Here is a 19,642-nt window from a genome sequence, read left to right as displayed (position 1 = left end):
GCCTCCGGAGTGCGGGGGGCGGGTGATCCGTCCCGCACATACAGACCGGCCCCGGCCCCGAAAGTCATCGGTGGGGCCGGGGCCGGTCCGTATCCGGTCCGGAATGCACTCCTGCGAGTTACATCTCGAGCATGCGATCGACGACCCGCCGGGCCGCCTGGCCGTCGTCCAGGTCGCAGAACTCCTCGCGGAACGCGGCACGCGCCTGCGCATACTCCGCTCCGACGGCGTCCACGTTCCGCACGGCCTCGATCAGGCTCGCCGAATCCCTGAGCAGCGGGCCGGGGGCCTTCTTCTCCAGGTCGAAGGTGAACCCGCGCAGCGTGTCCCGGTAGTGCTCCAGGTCGTACGCGAAGAGCAGGACCGGCCGGTCGGTGTGCGCGAAGTCGAAGATCGCGGAGGAGTAGTCCGAGATCAGCACGTCGGCGACGAGCAGCAGGTCGGTGGCGTCGGGCCAGCGCGACACGTCGACGACGAACCCGTCGCGGACGCCTTCGCGCACCTGCTCGGTGACCTTGTGGTGGCCGCGGATCAGCAGGACGTGGTCCTCGCCGAGCTCACGGCGGGCCGCGTCCAGGTCGATCTTCAGGTCGAGCTTGTAGCCGGAGGTGACCGTCCAGCCCAGGCGGTTCTCCCGCCACGTGGGCATGTACAGGACGACCTTCTTGCCCTCCGGCAGGCCGAGCCGCCGGCGGACCTCGGCGATCCGCTCCGCGTCGGGCCGCACCAGCGCGTCCGTGCGCGGGCTGCCGGACTCGATGACCTCGCCGCCGTAGCCGAGCGCCCGCTTCAGGACCGGGGTGGCGTACGAGCCCGGGGAGGCGAGCAGCGACCACTGCGCGCTGTCGTGCTCCAGCGCGTCCAGCACCTCGGGGCTGGTGTAGTAGTCGTGCATGAAGTCGTGGCCGATCTGCTTCAGCGGCGTACCGTGCCACGTCTGCACGACGGTCTGGCCGGGACGCCGGCGGAAGGCGCGCGGCACGCTGTCGTTGACCACGTAGTACCGGGCCCGTGCGAGCACGTCCCAGGATTCGAGGCTGTCGTACTGGACCGCGCGGGCGGTCTCCGGGACCTCGGCCCGGCCGTCGCGCACCAGCCAGACGTGTTCCAGCTTCTCGCCGCGCCGCAGGAGCTCCTCGTGGACGGCGCGCGGCGAGTCTCCGGCGCCGTGGCCCTGGAAGGAGTCGTAGACCACGATGTCCTTGACCGGGAGGGCGCTCTGCGCCGGGTACGTCACGTCGCGCGCGATCCGCTGCGCGTAGCGCGAGCGGTCGTGCGGGCTGATCATCGGGTCGGCGATCAGCGCGACGCGGTCGTACAGGCGGGCTTCCAGCCGTATCCGGCGGCCCCGGGCCGTGACGGCGTGCGGTCCCGCCTGCAGGGCGGTCGGGGCGAACTGCAGCGGGGCGCCCCGGTCGACGCCGAGCAGGCCCGCGGTGCTTCCGCCCTGGGAGACCGGGCGCAGCGTGGGCCACCAGCGGCCCTGCGGCAGGGGGGTGCGGCCGGCCCGGCTCTCGGGGAGCACCGGCTCGAAGGAGGCTTCGAAGGTGTCGCCGTCACGGGTGACGGGGTAGCTGAACTCCAGGCCGGTCGGGTCGTGCAGGACCAGCTCGTAGGGCTCGTCCAGGGGCGCGACGAACCGGCCCCGGAGCGTGAGCGCGCCGTCCTTGGCCTCGACGGTGTCGACCAGCGGCGGGGAGACCTGGACCGAGAGGGTCAGGTGTCCGGTGGTGCCGCGCTTGGCGAAGAGGGTCCGGCCGGGCTCCTCCCCGGGCAGCGCGAGGACCAGTCCGGCGAATCCGGCGCGCTCGTCGTGCGCCAGCCGGTGCTGGGCACCGCCGGCGGCGGTCACGGACAGGGTCCACGGCTCCGGGGTCCACTCGCCGGGCACGACCGGGGCGTCCGGGACGGCGGCCAGGTCGGCCAGCGGGACGCGCACGGTGAAGGGGATCCGGCCGCCGGTGACGGCGGGGGCGGTCTCCAGCGGGAAGGTGAGCACGGTTCCGGTGGAGACGTGCACCGCGCGCAGGGCGGCTCCGGCGCCGACCTCGGCGGCGAGCTCGCCCGCCACCTCCACGGCGTCGTCACCGGCCGGTCGGACGTCCAGGGCGCGGGCGCGGACGATCTCCACCTGGACACTGAAGGTCCCGTTGGTGCTGGGGACGATCCGCACGTCCGGGGCGACCCAGTGCGCGGGCGGGTTCTGGCCGCTGTCGTGCTCGCCGCCCTTGAGCCGGGCGCGGTGCAGTCCGCCGGCGCCGGTGACGGCGACGGAGGTGCTCCACACGCCTTCGTTCCACTTGCCGCCCGTCTGGAAGGCGGTGGGGTCGATCACGGCGGTGAACCCGGCCCAGTCGGCGTGGCGCAGGGCGAGGTGCGGGGAGTTGACGGTGGCCATCGGGGAGGCGACCGTACGGGTGGTGACGACGGTCCGGCGGCGCTTGCCGTTCTCGCGGAAGACCAGCATCTTGCGCGAGCCGAGGCGGCTCTCGGCGCCCAGGTGTCCGGGGAGGGCGTAGCCGCGCAGCAGCAGCTTGCCGTCGGCCCAGTGGGCCTGTTCGACGCGGCTGACGACGCGGCGTTCGCGCGGGCCGAGGGTGAGGACCTTGGCGGGGACCGGCGCCTTGAGGAACGGGTAGTCGGCCTGCGGGCGGGCCAGTCCCTTGACCGGCACGCTGTAGGTGAAGTCCCGCTGGTGCTGGACGAGGGCCACGAACTCCTCGATCCGGCCCTCCGCGGCGAGGTAGGCCTTGAGCCGGTCGGCGACCGTCAGGTCGGGCCACAGCCCGGGGCCGATCTCCCGGACGAGGCCGCCGGCCTCCTTGGCGAAGGCGGCACGGAATTCGGCGCCGGCCTCGGGAACGTACTTGTAGATGAGCGGGAGTTCCTCGCTCAGCACGTTGCGGTCGTAGTCGCGCAGGTAGCGGGTATAGGCGGCGCCCTGCTTGCCCTGGAGGGCCTCGCGGACCAGGCGGACGGAGGTCACGCGGTCGATGACCGAGACCGGGTCGGTGGAGCGCTGGGTGATGGAGCGCTCGCCGGTTTCGCGGACGCGCCAGTGGTAGACGCACTCGCCGATGACGTCGACGCTCTTGGCGAAGTAGTGCGCGGGGATCGAGACGGGGGCGTCCTCGTAGAGGATGCCTTCCGGGTACTGGAAGGCGTGCTCGTCCCAGAAGCTGCGCCGGTAGACCTTGTTCCACGCGGTGCGGTCGGTGACCAGCGCCGGGAACTTGGAGATGTGGGTCTTCAGCCGGGTCGCGGCGAAGGCGACGCGGTGGCCCCAGGACTGCTGCATGCCGACGGAGCGGAAGCGCTTGACGTTGCCGGCCGCGAAGTCGGAGCCGGTCTCGTCGAGGGCGTCGATCATGCGCTGGTACGCGTACGGCGGCATGGTGTCGTCGCTGTCGACGAAGGCCAGGTACTCGCTGCCCGGGGTGATGTGGCGGGCGCCCACGTTGCGGGCCGCGCCGAGTCCCGCGTTCTTCTGGAGGACCACCCGGAAGCGGTCGTCGCGGTCGGCGAACGCCTGGGCGAGTGCCGCGCTGCCGTCGGTGGATCCGTCGTCGACGAGCACGACTTCAAAGTCGTCGAATGTCTGTGCTGCGATGGACTCCAGGCACTCGTCGAGGTAAAGCTCGACGTTGTAGACGGGGACGACGATACTCAGGCGCGGGGGCATGGGCGGCGAGTTCTCCAGCTTACTAACAATATTGATGATCAGCCGATTACAGCATCTTACTCTGTAACGAGATGATAAAATCCGGTCGTCTCGGACATAAGTGAGAAGCCGCCGGGGCGGGCGGCCATGAATTCAGCCGCCCGCCACCTCGCTGTCATCGGATCAGACTTCCAGCTCTGCCTCGATCTTCTTCAGCTGGTGCCGGGCCATCGCGAGGTTGGCCCGCGTCTTGTCGAGCGCCAGGTAGAGGAAGAGTCCCGCGGAGCCCCGGCCCTTCAGGAGCCGGATCAGGTGGTACTGGGTTCCGAGGGTGATGAGGACGTCCTCGATCTCGTCCTTCAGGCCGAGCATCTCCATCGTGCGGAGCTTGGCCCGCACCACGTCGGTGTTGCCCGCGGCGGCGACCGTGAGGTCGAGGTCCTTTCCGCCGCCGATGGTGCCGAGGGCCATACCGCTGCTGCAGTCCACCAGGGCGACGCCGAGCACGCCGTCGATGCTGGTGGTGGCTTCCTTGAGCGATGTCTCCACGTTGGCCATGGGTGTTCCTCTTTCTTTTCGGTGTCCTGTGGCGTTTCGTTCGGTACGGACGTACGTGATCGAGGGGGGTCGGGGGGAGCCGAGGTCGGTCAGGAGCCCCGGCCGGTGCCGGGGCCCGCGCCGGGGGCCGTATCCGGGGCCGGGCCGCGGCGGCCGAGGCTGTGGTCGATCAGCTCCGCTATGCGCAGGCTGGAACGGCGGGCCTCCAGGTGGAGCCGTCCGACGTTGACGCGCGGCTCCGCGATCAAGGTCAGCACGGCCGCGTCGCCCGCCGCGTAGGTGGCGACGTAGCCGTCCTCTCCGCGCACGAGCAGCTCGCGGAACCCGCCCTGTCCGGTGCAGTCGCTGAGCCGCTGGGCCACTCCCAGGGCCGCGGCGGTCAGGGCCGCGACGGATTCCGCCTCGGTGGCGGCGCTGTCGTGGGCCAGGACCAGGCCGTCGACGCTCGCGGCGAGGGCCCCGCCGAGCTGCGGGACGCGGGCCCGCAGCCGTCGGAGCTCGGCGAGTATCTCGGCCTCGGCTTCGGCGGGCACCGTACTCATGTCGGACCTTCTCCTTTCGGACTGCCGCCGCTCGGAACGGTCGCCGCGCTGGGCGGCTCGCAGCGGGAGCCTCACAGGCTTGCCTCCAGTGCGTCGCGTAACCGGCGCAGCAACGCCACGTCCGGGGACTGCGCCTGCGTCATCCAGTCGGGCAGCGGTGCCTCCGCCGCGGCGGCGGGTGCCGGCGCGTGCGGGGTCTCGACCAGCCCGGCCGCCGCGAGGCGTCGTACGTCGAGCAGGGTGTGGAAGGCCGGCCGGCCCAGCACCCAGGCGAGGTCGGCCGGTGTCCGGACCCCGTCGGCGCGGTCGAGCAGGATCCGCTGGCGGGCGGTGACGGTCTGCCCGGGGGCGGCGGCCCGGGGCACGACCGGGGAGGTGTCCAGCAGCGGGTAGGGCCAGACCGCGTCGAGCAGCTCCCGGCGGCGGCAGGTCTCCCGCTCGACGGCGGCGGCGGGTACGGAGCGGACGGAGCCGATCCAGTGGGTGGCCCCGCGCCGGAATCGGGAGGGACCGCTGCCCGGGGAGAGCGCGAAGAAGGCGGCGTCGAAGATCGCGGCGAGATGGCATATCTCCAGTTCGCCGCCCGCGAGCCCGCCGCTGTCGACGAGGAAGCGGGCGACTTGGCGGCGGGCGCCGGCCTCGTTCACGGCTTCGGTCCAGCGCTCGGGGGTGAGACCCCCGCCGGTGGTGAGCAGGACGTCGAGTCCGGGGGTGGCCGGGCTCTCCGCGTGCACCACGCGGCCGTTCTCCAGGAAGAGGGTGCCGCGCTCGCGGAACAGGGCGCCCGTCGCCCGTTCGGCGGCGAGCCGGGTGAGCAGCGGGGAGACGGCGACGGCGGCGACGGCGGTCACTTCAGCACCAGCTCCTCGGCCAGGGCCCGGAGTCTGTGCCGGGCGAGGGCGAGGTTTCCGTCGGTCCGGTCGAGCCACAGGTGCAGGAACACGCTGCTGTCGAAGCTGGTCTCGACGAAGCGGAGCACGTGGTAGCCGGTCCGGGTGGTGACGATCAGGTCCTCCACGGGCGGCCCGGCGCCGTCCGCCTCGGTTCCGCCCGGGGCGAAGGACTCGTATTCGGCGGCCGCCCGGGCCAGCTCGGCGGTTTCGGCCGCGGTGGTCTCGTGGTCCCCCACCGGTGATTCCCCGGCGGTGCCGAGGGCCAGGCCGCTGCTCCAGTCGACCAGCGCGGCCCCCCTGGCACCAGGCAGGGCCATGGCTTCGAGCAGGCATTCGTCGATCCCGGGCACGCGGGCTCCCCTCCCGGCCGGACCGTGCGTGGTGCACGGTCGTACGGCGCGACAGAAGGGAACTTACTCAACTTCCACAGTGCGAAAGGGCGTTCTGGCATTTTCCGCTGGAACATGCGCGATGGCACGTGACAGCTTGGCCGGAACCCCACCCCTTTTGATCATTGCTGTGGGCCACGCGCCCCAAACGCCCCTCGTGGAACCGCCGTCACGAGGCGAGCGGTAGATCGTCCGAGAGCCGGAAGGACCCGCCCTCGCGCTGTACGTAGCCCTCGTGGCTCAGGGTGCGCAGCAGGTGGTACACGGTGGGCAGCGGGATTCCGGTGATCCGGGACAGGCGCTTGGCGGTCGCCCCGCCCTCCGCGTACATCGCTTCCACGAGCCGCAACGCCCGCTGTACGGAACCGATGAGGGTGGGTGCGGTGGTGGTGGCGCTTCCGCCGTCGGTGCTGCCGCCGTCGGTGCTGCCTGCGCTGCCTGCGCTGTCCTTCTGGCTGTGTGCGGTGCCCATGAGTGGTCCCCCTGCTCCGGTACGAGGCCTGGCAAACCCATCAAAGTCGCTCACCGGCCGCAAAACCAGCGGACTCGCGTAAACCTGAGCATAAGATCAACTAATGCTCGACCCCCGGAAACTGAAGCTCCTCGTCGATGTCGCGCGCACGGGCACCATCGCGGGTGCCGCAGTGCGCGCCGACGTCACCGCCTCCGCCGCTTCGCAGCAGCTGTCCGCGCTCGAACGCCATGCCGGTTGTTCGCTGCTGGAGCGCTCCGGTCGGAGCGTACGCCTGACCGCCGCCGGTCACACCCTGGTATCCCACGCCACCCGCGTGCTCGCCGAGATCGAGGCCGCGGAGGAGGCACTGCGCGATATCGCGGGGTTGCGCGACGGCCAGTTGCGGGTCGCCACCTTCGCTTCCGCCGCGGAGCCCTTCACGGTGCCGGCGCTGGCCGCGTTCCGGCGGACCCATCCGGGGCTCGACGTGAGCCTGACCGAGCTGGAGCCGGAACTGGCCCTGCCCTCCCTGGCGGCGGGCAGCCTGGACCTGGCGGTCACCCACCAGTACCCGCACCTCCCGGAGCCGGACCTGCGCGGCCTGCGCCAGGTGCTGCTGCGCCGGGAGAAGCTGATGCTCGCCGTGCCCCCGCACGCCAGGCCGCCGCTCGACGGGCCGGTCAGGCTCGGCGAGTTCGCCCGTACCGCCTGGGCCTCGACCACGCCCAGCACCGGCTTCCAGGCGGTCACCGAGGGGATCTGCCGGGCCGCCGGCTTCGAACCGGACATCGCCTTCCGCGCCGACAGCTATCCGATGCTGCTCTCCCTGGTCGCCGCCGACTTCGCGGTCGCGCTGGTACCGCAGAGCGCTGCGGACCGGCGCCCGGAGATCTCCTTCCACGACATCGCCGAACCGGCCCATCTCGTACGGGACATCTACGCGACGGTACGGACCGGGGACCGCAGTCCGGCGACGGAGTCGATGATCCGGCACCTGGCACGGCAGCTCGGCGGCTGACCCACCCGGCCCGGGCCCGTCGGATACGGCCCGTCGGATGCGGGGCCTCAGATGCGGGCCGGTGTCCAGCCCTCGATGTGCCAGGGCGCGCCGACGGTCAGCGCGTGCGGGGCACCGGAGACGGTGAGGCAGGCCTCGCGCGGGGTGCCCCGTTCGAAGGTGAGCCGCAGGGAGCCGTTGCCGGTGACCTCGGCCGTGTTGATCCGGCACAGGGCCAGTTCGCCGAGGAGCGCCAGCGGATGGCCGGGGAGCATGCTGCCCGGGCTGGCGGAGACCCGGACGTCGCCGTCGGCGGCGATGCCGACCCGGACCGAGCCGAAGAGCGGCTGCTCCAGCCGCCAGGGGGCGTCGATGACGATGCGGGCCTCCGCGTCGGTCAGCTCGTCGTGGACGGTGAGGAAGGGGGAGGCCCGGCGCCGTTCGCCCGTCTCCAGGACGAGGGTCCCTTCGAGGTCCACGGGCAGCGGGGCCTCGCCGCTCGTGACGGGGAACGGAGCGCTGTCCACGCGCAGGCACACCGGGTCCAGGCAGTCGGGCGCCGGATCCACCACGGGCCCCGGCAGCGGGGGCCGGTCGGTGACCTCGCCCCAGAGGGCGGGGACGGCGTGGCGCAGCACCGCGTCCGTGACCTCGTCCGCGACGCGGGCGGCGGTGCGCTCGTCGGTGATGCTCCACCAGTGGTCGTGCGGATGGCCGAGGAGGCGTCCGATCCTGGCGTGCCAGCCGACGGGGCCGACGCGGTTGGCGCTGAGCCGGGTCCCGAGGGCCGGCCGCAGCCGCCGCAGGGCCTCGTGTTCCTCGTACGGGACCGCGCGCAGGTTGATGGTGAACCGGCACTCGGCGGCCCCGGACGAAGCGCTCCGCTGGAAGCCGAGCAGCGCGTGGTCGGGTTCGGCGGCGCGGAGCCGGTACTCCAGCCCCGTGCCGGTGAATCCCGCATCGCGCAGCGCCGGGGCGATCCGCTCGCGCAGCGTCTGGTGGAACAAGTCGGTCGCGTTCACCCTCGTAGTGTCACAAGACGGACCCTCCCCGACCAAAACCGTCCATCCCCGGGCGGCCGCGGGGGCCGGTCCGGGCCCCTCTATCCTGCGCGGACCGCGGATCACAGCAGGTCGGCGGCAGGGAGGGAACACAGGACGTGGAAACTGTGAGGCAGAACGCCGGGGCGCCGGACGCACCGGAAGACCGTCAGTGTCCGGAGTGCGGGACCGGGATCACCGTGCACGCGTCGTACGTCACCTGGTGCTCGGCCTGCGACTGGAACGTGGACCCGGGCGCCCCGGATCCGGACCGCGGGCGTCTGGCGCAGGTCCGGCGGCGCCTGGCCGGGCGTCACGGGGAGCAGCTGGCGGAGGAGATCGTGCGGGGCGGGAGCGGGGCCGGGCGGGGCGGGGCCGACGGGGCGACCGTGCTGGCCTTCGGGCTCGCCCTGCTGGTGCACGGGGTCACCGCGGGACTGTTCCTGGCCGCGGCCTTACTGATCATCGGCGGGTGGCACACCGGCATCCAGTCGGTGCTCGGCGTCCTGCTCCTGGTGGCCGTGGCGCTGCTGCTGCCCCGGCCGGGCCGCCTCCCGAAGGGAACGCCGGTGCTGTACCGGGCGGACGCGCCCGGCCTCTTCGCGCTGATCGACGAGGTGGGTGCGGCCGTCGGGACGACGGGGGTGCACACGGTGGTGGTGGACGCCTCCGCCAACGCCGCGGTCAGTACCTACGGGTACCGCGGCCGCCGCGTGATGATCCTGGGCCTCGGGCTGTGGGAGATCCTCACGCCGCAGGAGCGCGTGGCCCTGCTGGGACACGAGCTCGGGCACTTCGCGAACGGCGACGTCCGCTCCTCGTTCCTGTTGAACGGGGCCCTGCGGTCGCTCGCCGAATGGCACTCCGTCCTGCGCCCGGTCGACCGCGGGAGCCTCGTGGACTGGTTCCTGAACTCCCTGACGTTCCTGCCGCGCTGGGCGGTCCACGGGCTGATCCGCCTGCTCGACGGACTGACCCTGCGGGCTTCGCAGCGTGCGGAGTACCTGGCCGACACGGGCGCCGCCCGCGCCGGTTCCAGCGAGGCCGCCGTCACGCTGCTCGACCGCCTGCTGGTCGTGGACGGCGTCGAGGCACACCTGCGGCGCGAAGCGATGGCGGCGGCCCGGACCGGCGGAGCCGCGGGGCGCGAGGCGCGCGAGGCCGCCGAGCGGGAGCTGTGGGAGCGGCTGGCCGCACGGATCGACTCCGTCCCCGAGAGCGAGTACGAGCGGCGGCGCCGGGTCTCGGCCCGGCGCGGGCACAGCGTCGACGACACCCACCCGCCGACCCACCTGCGCCGGCGCTGCCTGGCCGCGGCCGAGCCGCAGTCCGCCCGGATCGTCTGCGACGGCCCCCGGGCGCGGGCGGTCGCCGCCGAACTGGATCCGGCCCGCGCCGTACTGGCCCGCGGGGTGATCCGGGACCACGCCGGCTGAAGGGACGTACCGCCTACTGCGTGCAGGTCACGTAGGCCGGGAGCGGTGTCTCCTCGACGAGGCGGCGGGGAAGGGACAGCGCGAAGCGGTGTTCCAGTACGGCGAGGGTGAGGCGGTCGCGTTCCTCGTACGGTTCGTCCTCGGGGCGGGCGTAGCAGCCGTCCGGGGTGAGGATCTTGGCCTCGACCAGCTCGGGCAGGAGGAAGTCGGGCCGGTGGCCGCCGCGCCAGTGCTCCTCGCCGATGCCGAAGCAGCAGACCAGCTCGCCGTCGCGGGCGTACGCGAACTGCTTGGGCGGGTGGTCGGGCTGCGGGTCGAGGTACACGGCCTCGGCCCCGGAGCGGGAGACCTCCGCGAGGCGCTGCGCCCCGGCGGGCACGCCGTGTTCCACGGCGAAGGACCAGCCGCCCCAGCTGCCGACCCGGGCCACCCCGTCCCCGTCCACCGTCTCGGTGACCATGCTCCACGCGTCGATGGCTCCGAGCGGCCCGGGACGCAGGTCCGGCAGGGCGCCGAGCCGGACGGCCAGTTCCTCGGGGCCGATGCCCCGGGCGAAGGTGAGGCTGACGTACCAGGCGCTCCAGTCCGCCAGCCACTGGATGCCGTCGTCGCGGGCGCGGGCGCCGTCGGCCGCGCCCTGCCCCGTGATGTCCGCCATTGCCACGGCTGCCTCCCGCGATCTCCGCGATCCCCGCGATGCGAGCCGGTCCTGCCGGAACCAGCCCTACCGGCACGATAGTCAGTCGGCGGGGCCCTCCGGGAGGAGGCGCTCGACCATGGTGTCGATGAGCCCCTCCACCGAGTGGGGGTCCAGCAGTCCGGGCACGGTGAGGTCGTCCACGATCAGCCCGAGCATGGCCAGGTAGATCAGGACCACGCCCTGCCGGTCCCCCGGCAGTCCCGCTTCCATGTGCCAGGCGATGTTCGCCTCCAGTTCGGCGCCCTGGAACCCGGCCAGCGCCTCCTGGAGTTCGGGCCGCCGGGTGGCCTCCAGACGCAGTTCCAGCATCGCGGTGTGGACGCTGCGCTCGCGGCGCATGCGCTCCAGGAGGCGGCGCAGCAGCACCTTCGTGTCGAACGGGCCCGTCAGGTCCGCCGGGTCGGGGGTCAGCCGCTCCCGGGTGCGGTGCAGGATCTGGACGAGGAGCTGGGCGCGGTTCGCGAAGTAGTTGGAGGAGGTGCCGGTCGGAACTCCGGCCTCCGTGTCCACGGCGCGCAGGGTCAGCCCCCGTGAGCCCTCCCGGGCGAGGACTTCGATGGCGGCGTCGAGCAGCGCGGCGCGGCGCTCCGGGTTCTGGCGCATGGGTGGATCCCTGACCGTGTGGACGCGGCTGCCGGTATGACCGCCGCATATGCACTGCACGTGCAGTGCTTCGGACACGCTAGCGGACACCGCCTCGTCGCGGCCCTCCCCAGCGGCCCCCGGGACGTGCCACCCTGCCCGTCATGGAGCGGATCATCGGGGAGATACGCGAGGACCTGGACCGCCGGCTGGCCGTGGCCGCCGAGCGGCTCGCCGACCGGTCGCCGGACGGTGACCCGGCCTGCGCCGTCTACGTCGCCCTGCTCGGCCGGGCCGCCTTGCGCGAGCGGGTCCACCAGCTGCTCCGCCAGGGCGTCGACGGTCTGGTCCGTGCGGCCCGCGGCCTGCCGCCCGAGCTCGGCGAGGCCCGCGCCGACGGCGAGCTCCGCGCCCGGCAGGGGCTGCCGCTCGACTCCCTGCTGCGCGTCTACCGGCTCTGCGGCCGGCTGCTGTGGCAGGTCCTGACCGAGGCCGTCGCCGCCCACGACCGGGCTGCGCTGCCCCGGCTGCTGCCGGGGGCGCCCGCGCTGTGGGACGTGGTCGACCGGATGGCGGACGCGGCGGCCGCGTCCTACCGCCGGGCCGAGGCCGTGCGCGGCGACCGCGAGCGGGAGCTGCGCGGGGCCCTGCTCGACGCCCTGTTCGACGGCGGCGGTCCCGCGGGCCGGTCCGCCGAGTCGGCGCGGCGGCTCGGGCTGCCGGAGCGCGGCCGGTTCGCCGTGGTGGTCCTCGATCCCGGGGACGGCGCCTGGGCGGCCCCGGCCGGCGCCCCGCGCGTGCTGTGGCGGATCCGCGCCGACGGGGAGACCGGCCTCGTGGAGCTGGGCGCGCTGCCGCTCGCCGCGGTGACCGAGCTGCTGGCGCCCCTCGGCTTACGGGCCGGGGTGAGCCCGGTGGTGGAGACGCCGGGCGAGCTGGCGGGGGCCCACCGGCTGGCCGTCCTCGCGCTGCGCGCGGCGCCGGGGGCCGACGGTCCGCACACCGCCCTGCTGGACGAGCTGCTCCCGGCGGCGCTGGTCGCGGCCGAGCCCGAACTCGCGGGCCGGCTGCGTCAGGTGGTGCTGGGTCCGGTCCTGGCGCTGGATCCGGAGGACCGCAGGGTGCTGCTGACCACCCTGGGCACCTGGCTGGCCTGCCGGGGATCGACCACGTACGCCGCCCAGCGGCTGTACTGCCACCGCAACACCGTCTCGAACCGGCTGCGCCGCCTGGAGCAGCTCACCGGCCGCTCGCTGGCCGATCCCGCCCACGTGGTGGAGCTGGCGCTGGCCCACACGGCGGTCACCCAGCGCCCGGCCGGGTCCCCGCCTGTTCCTGCGGGTCCCCCCGCTCCCCCTTCTCCCCCTGTTCCCCCTTCTCCCCCTGTTCCCCCTTCGCCGCCGGCCGCGCGGACTCCAGCAGGTACGGCACGTCGATCACCGCGACCCCGGGCGTGAACAGCAGGCGCGCCTTGAGGCGCAGCGCGTTCTGGTTGTGCAGGGGCTGTTCCCACCAGTGCCCGACCACGTACTCCGGGATGACCACGGAGAGCATGTCCGTGCCCTCGGCGGCCGCCTGTTCCTGCACGTAGGCCAGGACGGGCCCGACCACCTCGCGGTACGGGGAGTGCAGCACCTTGAGCGGGATGCCTGGGTCGTGGTCCGCCCAGTCCGCGCGCAGCCGGTTCGCGCTCTCCTCGTCGGCGGCCACCGAGACGGCCGTCAGGGTGTCGGGGCGCAGCCCCATGGCGAAGCCGAGGGCCTTGAGCGTGGGCGCGTGCACGGACGCGACGAGGACGACGACGTGGTGGCGGGCGGGCTTGCGGGGTTTGACGCCGGGGGCGACGGTGAGTTCCCGGGCCACGGTGTCGTAGTGGCGGCGCACGCCCTTCATGCCGATGAAGAGCAGCGGCATGGCGATGACGACGAGCCAGGCGCCGTGGGTGAACTTGGTGATCAGGACGATGACCAGGACCACGAAGGTCATGGTGGCGCCGACGGCGTTGATGGCGAGCCGGCGGTGGATGTGGATCCGCTCCTCCTTGCGGGTCTCGGGGGAGGCGAGCTCCTGCTGCCAGTGCCGGACCATGCCCGCCTGGGAGAGGGTGAAGGAGACGAAGACGCCGATGATGTAGAGCTGGATGAGGCGGGTCAGCTGGGCGTCGAAGGCGACGATGAGGCCGATGGCGGCGAGCGCCAGCAGGACGACGCCGTTGGAGTAGACGAGCCGGTCGCCGCGGTTGAAGAGCTGGCGCGGTACGTACCGGTCCTTGGCCAGGATCGAGGCCAGCATCGGGAAGCCGTTGAAGGCGGTGTTCGCGGCGAGGATCAGGACGCCGGCCGTGACGGCCTGGAGCAGGTAGAAGAGGACGTGCCAGTCGCCGAAGGTGGCTCTGCCGATCTGGGCGAGCGCGGTGGACATCGGGGTTCCGGGGGCCAGGCCCAGCTCGGTCGGGTCGGCCGCCACGTGCACCTCGTAGTTCATGGCGAGGTAGGTGATCCCGGCGAACATGGTGACGGCGAGCGCGCCCATCGCCGCGAGGGTGGTCGCCGCGTTCTTGCTCTTCGGCTTCTGGAAGGCGGGGACGCCGTTGCTGATGGCCTCGACGCCCGTGAGCGCGGTACAGCCGGAGGCGAAGGCCCGCAGTGCGAGGAGCACCATCGCGAGGCCGGCGTAGGTGCCCTCGGCGGTGATCGGCAGCGCGGCGGATTCGGCGCGGATCGTGTCGCCGGTCGCGAGCCGGAAGGCGGCCACGGCGAACATCAGGTAGATCACGAGGACGAAGCCGTAGGTGGGGACGGCGAAGACCCGGCCCGATTCCCGTACCCCGCGCAGGTTCATGAGGGTCAGCAGCACCACGAAACCCACCGACAGGGGGACTTCGTGGTCGGAGAGGGAGGGGATCGCCGAGGTGATGGCGGAGACCCCGGAGACCACGGAGACGGCGACCGTCATGACGTAGTCGACGAGCAGGGCGCTCGCGGCGGTGAGGGCGGCGGTCTCGCCGAGGTTCTTGGAGCTGACGATGTAGGCGCCGCCGCCGCCCGGGTAGGCGTAGCAGGTCTGCCGGTAGGAGGCGACGACGACCACGAGCAGGAACACGATGGCGGCGGCCGCGTACCAGGCGAGGTGGAGCAGCGCGACCCCGCCGAGGGCGAGGATCAGCAGGATCTCCTCGGTGGCGTAGGCCACGGAGGAGAGCGGGTCGCTGCAGAAGATCGGGAGCGCGAGCCGTTTGGGCAGCAGGGTCTCGCCCAGACGCGCGGTGTCGAGCGGTTCGCCGACCAGCACACGTTTCGCATTGATACGCCTCATTCAGGCATGATCAGCCAAAACTGTGGCAATTCATCCCATATAAACCCTGTGTCATGGGGTGAACCGCCTACATCTTCGCCGCCGCGCTGCGGATCGCCTCCCGGATGCGGAAGTACGTGCCGCAGCGGCAGATGTTGGCGATCGCGTCGATGTCCTCGTCCGTGGGCGTGCTCGTCCGCTTCAGCAGGGCGACGGCCGCCATGATCTGACCGGGCTGGCAGAAGCCACACTGGGCGACGTCCTGTTCGAGCCAGGCCTCCTGCACCGGGTGCAGGTCCTCGCCGTCGGCCAGTCCCTCGATCGTGGTCACCGTCTTCCCCGCGCACGCGGAGACCGGCACCACGCACGGGCGGACGTCCACCCCGTCGAGGTGGCTGGTGCAGGCCTTGCAGACGTCCACCCCGCAGCCGTACTTCGGGCCGCGCACGTTCAGCATGTCGCGGAGCACCCACAGCAGGGGCAGATCGTCGGGCGCGTCCACGGTGACGCTCTGCCCGTTGACGGTGAAGGTGTGCGAGGGCACGGCTCGGCTCCTGGAGGTCGTCTCTTCTGGATGTTGTCGGTCACGTCCGCGTCGTCCGGTGCCGTGCCTCGCCGCGCTGCCGGGGCTCCCGCGTACTGGACGTACTCGGGTGCCCCGGCAGTGCGGCGAGGTGCGGTGCCGGGCGGCGTGGGCCCGGCAACATCCGGAAGAGACGGCCTGGCTAGCGCGGGTAAGGGGTGAAGTCGACGTCGAAGTCGAGGGGGAAGCTGCGCGGCTTGGTGCCGGTGGCCCGGGCGTAGGCGTTGGCGATCGCGCCCACGGCGGCGGGCAGGCCCAGCTCGCCGGCCCCGCCCGGCTCGGTTCCGGTCGCCGGCAGCACGAAGACGCGTACGTCCTTCGGGGTGTCGCGCTGCTGCGCCCAGTGGAACTGGCTGTAACTGCCTTCCAGCGGGAGCCCCTTGTCCAGGTGCAGGCCGGCCTTGAGCGTGGTGGAGATCGCGTCGGTCAGGCCGCCGATCATCTGGGCCTCCAGACCGCGCGGGTTGACGGGCAGGCCCACGTCGACGGCGATGACCGCCTTCGTGACGCGGATGTGCTCCGGGTTCCGGGTGTCGATCTCGACCAGGCAGGCCGTCCGGGACTTGTACTCCTCGTGGAAGGCGATGCCCTGGGCGCACCCGGCGGGCATGGCCCGGCCCCAGCCCCCTTCGGTGGCCGCCTTGTCGAGCACGGCGCGCTGGGCGGCCGTCTTCAGGAAGGTCCGGCGGAACTGGTACGGGTCCCGGCCCGTCGCGGCGGCCAGCTCGTCCACCACGATCTCCTCGGCCCCCCGGGTGTTCGCCGAGTACACCGACCGCCAGGACCCGGTGGGAACCCCGGTCGGGACCTCGGTGAGCGCCTGGGTGGTGAGCCCGAAGTGGTACGGGGACTTGATCGTGGTGAGGAACAGGGTCTGGGCGAGGGTGGCGTTGCCGATGCCGAGCGGGAGGCTGGCGGCGGTCGCGGTGATGATCTCGCCGAGTCCGTGCCGGAAGTCGGTCTCCGCGGCGGCGACCCGGTGTTCGAAGCTGAGCACCTCGCCCAGCAGGTGCGTCGCCCGGATCTTGTGGTGGGTGGCCGGGCGCATCCGGCCGTGCCGGGTGTCGTCCACCCGGGTCCACATCAGCCGGACCGGACGGCGGCAGGCCTTGGAGATCCGGGCCGCTTCCAGGGCCGCGTCGAAGAACAGCCGGCGGCCGAAGGAGCCGCCCGCCTGCACCACATGGACGGTGACCTTGTCGAGGGGCAGGCCGAGGTCGGCGGCGATCGTTTCGCGGGCCACGATCGGCGACTTGAGCCCGGACCAGATCTCGGCGCGGTCCTCGCGCACGTCGGCGACGGCCGAGTTGGTCTCCATCGGGGCGTGGCTGACGAAGGCGAAGTCGAACTCGGCGTCCACGTGCGCGGTCAGCAGCGGCGGCACGAGCAGCGGCGGGGTGGCGGCGCGCAGCTTCGTACGGACGGCCGCGTCCGAGAGCTGGTCGGCCGGGCCCGGGCCCCAGGTGACCTGGAGGGCGGCCTTGGCGTCGAGGGCCTGGCCGAAGGTCTCGGCGACGACGGCGACCCCGGTGGCGACGGTGACCACGTGCAGGACGCCGGGCATGGCCCGGACGGCGTCGAGGTTGGCGACGGAGCGGACGCTGCCGCCGAGCGTGGGCGGGCGGCGGACCACGCAGGGCTTGGCGCCGGGCACGTCCAGGTCGAGGGTGTACTGCTGGGCGCCCGTGACCATGGCGCGGGCGTCGATCCGGCTGGTGGGCTTGCCGACCAGGGCGTGCTTCGCCGTCGGCTTGGGGGTGGCGCCGAGGACGATCAGGGCGGGGTTCGCGGCGGCCGCGGCGAGGGAACCGTAGGCCGCGGTGCGGCCGTCGGGGGCGCGGACGGCGCCGTTGGCCGTGGTCAGGGTCGACGCCGGGAGGCTCCAGCGCACGGCGGCGGCCGCGACCAGCCGGGCCCGGGCGGTGGCGGCGCACTGGCGGACCGGGCCGTAGAGGGAGCGGATGGAGTTGGACGATCCGGTGAGCTGGTTGAAGAGCAGCTCGGGGCGCGCGTCGTCCAGTTCGACCCGCACGGCGGCCAGCGGGGCGTCCAGTTCCTCGGCGACGAGCATCGCCACGGCGGTGGTGAGCCCCTGTCCGACCTCCTCGCGCGGCAGCCGGAAGCGGATGGTCCCGTCGGCCTCCACGACGAGCGCGAGCAGGGCCGAGGTGGGGGCGCCCGCCAGGATGAACAGATCGCCGAGGTCCAGCAGGTCGGCGGGGGCGGGCAGGGTCGGGATCACGGCGTGCGCGGGCTGCGGGGCGAGCAGGTCGGCTCCGGCGCGCGTGACGAGGGCGAGGGTCGGCGCGGCGATCAGATAGGTGAGGAAGGACCGCCGGCTCTGCCCGTCGGTCGGCGCATGGCTCTGCCCGGTCATGTTCGTTGTGTCCCCACCCTGTGCGGCCCGCATCGGTGAGCCTCCCCGGCTCATTACCGGCACGTAGAGTAGCCATTCGGCGATGCGGGGGGAAGCCTGGATCACGTTCCGGGCGGAAGATCGGACATACGGCCACCCGCGGCGACGGTCGCACCGCACGGGCCGCAGCCGGAGCGCGGGGTCCTTCGTTCGGGGGGCACCGGCCCGGCCGCGTTGATCCGGGTCCTCCGGTTCTTTCGCCGGCACGGCGGCGGGCGGGCCTCGCACACCTCGGCCGTACGATCGATCACCCTCGTCCGAACGGCCGCTTTCCGGCCGCGGGCGGACGGTGGAAAGGGCACGGCCGCGGCACGCCGTGCGGGCCGGGCGGGCCCGTCGCGGCCCCCCGTCCGGTGCGATCCGCCCGGTACCGGGCACCCTGCACCGGCCCGGGAACACCAAGGGCCGACAGGGCTCTCCCGCCGTCCCGCCGACAGGGGCTGACCGGATTCGTTCGCACGCTCCAGGAGGGCCGGAAGGCCCCAGGCATATGCCAGATGCAAGTCTGCCTCGGATGTTGCCAAACGCCTTACAGGCCGTCGCTGGCTGTGCAACAGTCGTTACCGGCCCTTCCTTCAGAACCGGTCCCTCCTCAGACTTGGCCGTGCCGCGCCTGTATCGGAGTTCAGATGCCGTCCCACTTGTACGCGGACCGCCCCGCGCAACCCCCCGAGCCAGGGTCGGTGGACGCGCTGATCTCGCAGACCCGACGGCTCCGCGGAGAAGTCGACGCCGTCCGCCGCGACACCGTGGTCGACGACGACGACGCGCAGGGCCGCTGGCAGCGTGCGCTGTGCGATCTCGCCGTCCACCACCTCGACGACCTCCGCGCGCACCTCGGCCAGCTCAAGGAGGGGCTGCCGCCCGCCTCGCCCGAGTCCGCCGCGCTGCCGCAGGCCGCCCCCGAGACCGGGGCCGAGCAGACCAGGGTCGGCAGTGCCGAGTGGAACCTGCTGACCGACGAGGTCAGCTGGTCCGACGAACTCTTCCAGATCTTCGGCCGCTCCCCCGAGGCCGGCGCGCTGCCCCTCGACGAACTGGGATCCACCCTGTTCTCCGAGGACCAGCCGCTGCTGACGGCGATGGTGACGGCCTGTCTGGTGGACGGCAAGCCGATCGACGGCGAGTTCCGCATCGTCCGGGCCGACGGCCGGGTCCGGACGCTGCACATGAGGGGCGAGCCGGTACTCGACTCCGACGGCTGCACGGCCTCCATGTGGGCCGTGCTGCGGGACGTGAGTGAACTGCGCCGGAGCCAGCGGGCGGTGCGCGAGTCCCGGGACTCGCTGCAGCGCCGGCAGGAGATCGCGCAGACCGAGCGCCGGCTGGCGGTCGAGCTGCAGGAAGCCGTGCTCCCCCCGTGGCGCGGCTCCCTGCGGTTCCCGCACGACAACACCAGGGCGCTGGACGTCGCGGCGCACTACCTGCCCTCCGCGACCAGCGCGCTCATCGGCGGCGACTGGTACGACGCACTCGAACTCCCCGGCGGGGAGTCGATGCTGACGGTGGGTGACCTCACCGGGCACGGGGTGACCGCGACCTCCGGCATGGCGATGATGCTCGGCGCCCTGCGCGGGATGGCCATGGCGGGCATCGAGCCGGGCCCGCTGATGGGCTGGCTGAACCAGCTCCTGGAGACCTCCGTCCAGCCGGCGCTCGGATCCGCCGTGTGCTGCCGCTACGATCCTGCGCGCCGGGTGCTGTCCTGGGCGCAGGCCGGCCACCCGGCCCCGTTGCTGTTCCGGCGCGGCCAGGGCCGTTCGCTGCTGCCGCCCGAAGGCGTGCTGCTGGGAGCGACCTCCGGAGCCACGTACGGCCAGGCCGAGGAGCGGCTGGAGGTGGGCGATGTACTCGTCCTGCACACCGACGGACTGACGCCGCGCAGCATCGAGTTCAGCAAGGCCGACGGGACCGAACGACTGCTGGCGCTGGCACCGCACTTCTCCGCCGCCCGGTCCGCCCAGGACTGTGTGCGCCTGGTGATCGGGGAGTTCGGCGAGGGCGAGCGCGAGGACGACGCCTGCGTGCTGGTGGCCCGGATCGGCTCGTAGGCGGGCGGCGGGTGGTTCGCCCGTAGCGGGCGACAGGTGGTTCGCG

Annotated in this window: 14 protein-coding genes and 2 pseudogenes; 4 read left to right on the top strand and 12 right to left on the bottom strand. The window is 72.9% G+C overall.

Annotated elements, in window-relative coordinates:
- Positions 1-118: 118 nt before the first annotated feature.
- From AC3IX6_RS35570 to AC3IX6_RS35545, 6 genes and pseudogenes are all read right to left on the bottom strand, one after another.
- Complete coding sequence (locus AC3IX6_RS35570) at positions 119-3,682, bottom strand: bifunctional glycosyltransferase/CDP-glycerol:glycerophosphate glycerophosphotransferase (protein ID WP_489367386.1); 3,564 nt, start codon at positions 3,680-3,682, stop codon at positions 119-121.
- Positions 3,683-3,844: 162 nt separating this feature from the next.
- Positions 3,845-4,219 (bottom strand): hypothetical protein, encoded by a 375-nt coding sequence (locus AC3IX6_RS35565; protein WP_489367385.1) that lies wholly within the window; start codon positions 4,217-4,219, stop codon positions 3,845-3,847.
- Positions 4,220-4,308: 89 nt separating this feature from the next.
- Positions 4,309-4,761, bottom strand: coding sequence for a roadblock/LC7 domain-containing protein (locus tag AC3IX6_RS35560; RefSeq protein ID WP_489367384.1), 453 nt, complete (start codon positions 4,759-4,761; stop codon positions 4,309-4,311).
- A 71-nt stretch (positions 4,762-4,832) separates the two neighbouring features.
- A complete protein-coding gene (locus AC3IX6_RS35555; protein WP_489367383.1) occupies positions 4,833-5,612 on the bottom strand; it encodes a transcriptional regulator in 780 nt (259 codons plus the stop codon).
- A complete protein-coding gene (locus AC3IX6_RS35550) occupies positions 5,609-6,004 on the bottom strand; it encodes a hypothetical protein (protein WP_489367382.1) in 396 nt (131 codons plus the stop codon). Before AC3IX6_RS35550 ends, AC3IX6_RS35555 begins: the two co-directional genes overlap by 4 nt.
- A gap of 241 nt (positions 6,005-6,245) precedes the next feature.
- A pseudogene (locus AC3IX6_RS35545) lies at positions 6,246-6,413 on the bottom strand (helix-turn-helix domain-containing protein); the annotation flags it as partial.
- Positions 6,414-6,618: 205 nt separating this feature from the next.
- Here AC3IX6_RS35545 and AC3IX6_RS35540 point away from each other — a divergent pair.
- A complete protein-coding gene (locus tag AC3IX6_RS35540) occupies positions 6,619-7,515 on the top strand; it encodes a LysR family transcriptional regulator (RefSeq protein WP_489367381.1) in 897 nt (298 codons plus the stop codon).
- A 47-nt stretch (positions 7,516-7,562) separates the two neighbouring features.
- On the opposite strand, the gene AC3IX6_RS35535 is transcribed toward AC3IX6_RS35540, so the two are convergent.
- Positions 7,563-8,516, bottom strand: coding sequence for a DUF4304 domain-containing protein (locus AC3IX6_RS35535; protein WP_489367380.1), 954 nt, complete (start codon positions 8,514-8,516; stop codon positions 7,563-7,565).
- A gap of 137 nt (positions 8,517-8,653) precedes the next feature.
- Between AC3IX6_RS35535 and AC3IX6_RS35530 the strand changes: the two genes are divergently transcribed.
- A complete protein-coding gene (locus tag AC3IX6_RS35530; RefSeq protein WP_489367379.1) occupies positions 8,654-9,970 on the top strand; it encodes a M48 family metallopeptidase in 1,317 nt (438 codons plus the stop codon).
- Positions 9,971-9,983: 13 nt separating this feature from the next.
- Here AC3IX6_RS35530 and AC3IX6_RS35525 read toward each other — a convergent pair whose 3' ends face one another.
- Both AC3IX6_RS35525 and AC3IX6_RS35520 read right to left on the bottom strand, forming a co-directional pair.
- Positions 9,984-10,628 (bottom strand): DUF6461 domain-containing protein, encoded by a 645-nt coding sequence (locus tag AC3IX6_RS35525; RefSeq protein WP_489371658.1) that lies wholly within the window; start codon positions 10,626-10,628, stop codon positions 9,984-9,986.
- Between the two features lie 81 nt (positions 10,629-10,709).
- On the bottom strand, positions 10,710-11,273 hold the full coding sequence (locus tag AC3IX6_RS35520; RefSeq protein WP_489367378.1) for a TetR/AcrR family transcriptional regulator: 564 nt from the start codon (positions 11,271-11,273) through the stop codon (positions 10,710-10,712).
- A gap of 143 nt (positions 11,274-11,416) precedes the next feature.
- Between AC3IX6_RS35520 and AC3IX6_RS35515 the strand changes: the two are divergent.
- Positions 11,417-12,532: pseudogene (locus AC3IX6_RS35515) on the top strand (PucR family transcriptional regulator); the annotation flags it as partial.
- 22 nt (positions 12,533-12,554) lie between these two features.
- On the opposite strand, the gene AC3IX6_RS35510 reads toward AC3IX6_RS35515, so the two are convergent.
- The 3 genes from AC3IX6_RS35510 to AC3IX6_RS35500 form a co-directional block, all read right to left on the bottom strand.
- Positions 12,555-14,567 (bottom strand): APC family permease, encoded by a 2,013-nt coding sequence (locus AC3IX6_RS35510; RefSeq protein ID WP_489367377.1) that lies wholly within the window; start codon positions 14,565-14,567, stop codon positions 12,555-12,557.
- A gap of 67 nt (positions 14,568-14,634) precedes the next feature.
- Positions 14,635-15,090, bottom strand: coding sequence for a (2Fe-2S)-binding protein (locus tag AC3IX6_RS35505; protein WP_243341230.1), 456 nt, complete (start codon positions 15,088-15,090; stop codon positions 14,635-14,637).
- A 181-nt stretch (positions 15,091-15,271) separates the two neighbouring features.
- Positions 15,272-17,506 carry a xanthine dehydrogenase family protein molybdopterin-binding subunit gene (locus AC3IX6_RS35500; protein WP_489367376.1) on the bottom strand — a complete coding sequence of 745 codons (2,235 nt, stop codon included), beginning with the start codon at positions 17,504-17,506 and terminating at the stop codon, positions 15,272-15,274.
- A 668-nt stretch (positions 17,507-18,174) separates the two neighbouring features.
- Here AC3IX6_RS35500 and AC3IX6_RS35495 point away from each other — a divergent pair.
- A complete protein-coding gene (locus AC3IX6_RS35495) occupies positions 18,175-19,596 on the top strand; it encodes a PP2C family protein-serine/threonine phosphatase (RefSeq protein ID WP_489367375.1) in 1,422 nt (473 codons plus the stop codon).
- Positions 19,597-19,642: the final 46 nt, after the last annotated feature.

It is taken from the genome of Streptomyces sp. GL_141, assembly GCF_057834385.1.
Note: the sequence above shows the minus strand (reverse complement) of the source record. Positions and strands in the feature narration are given on the sequence as shown.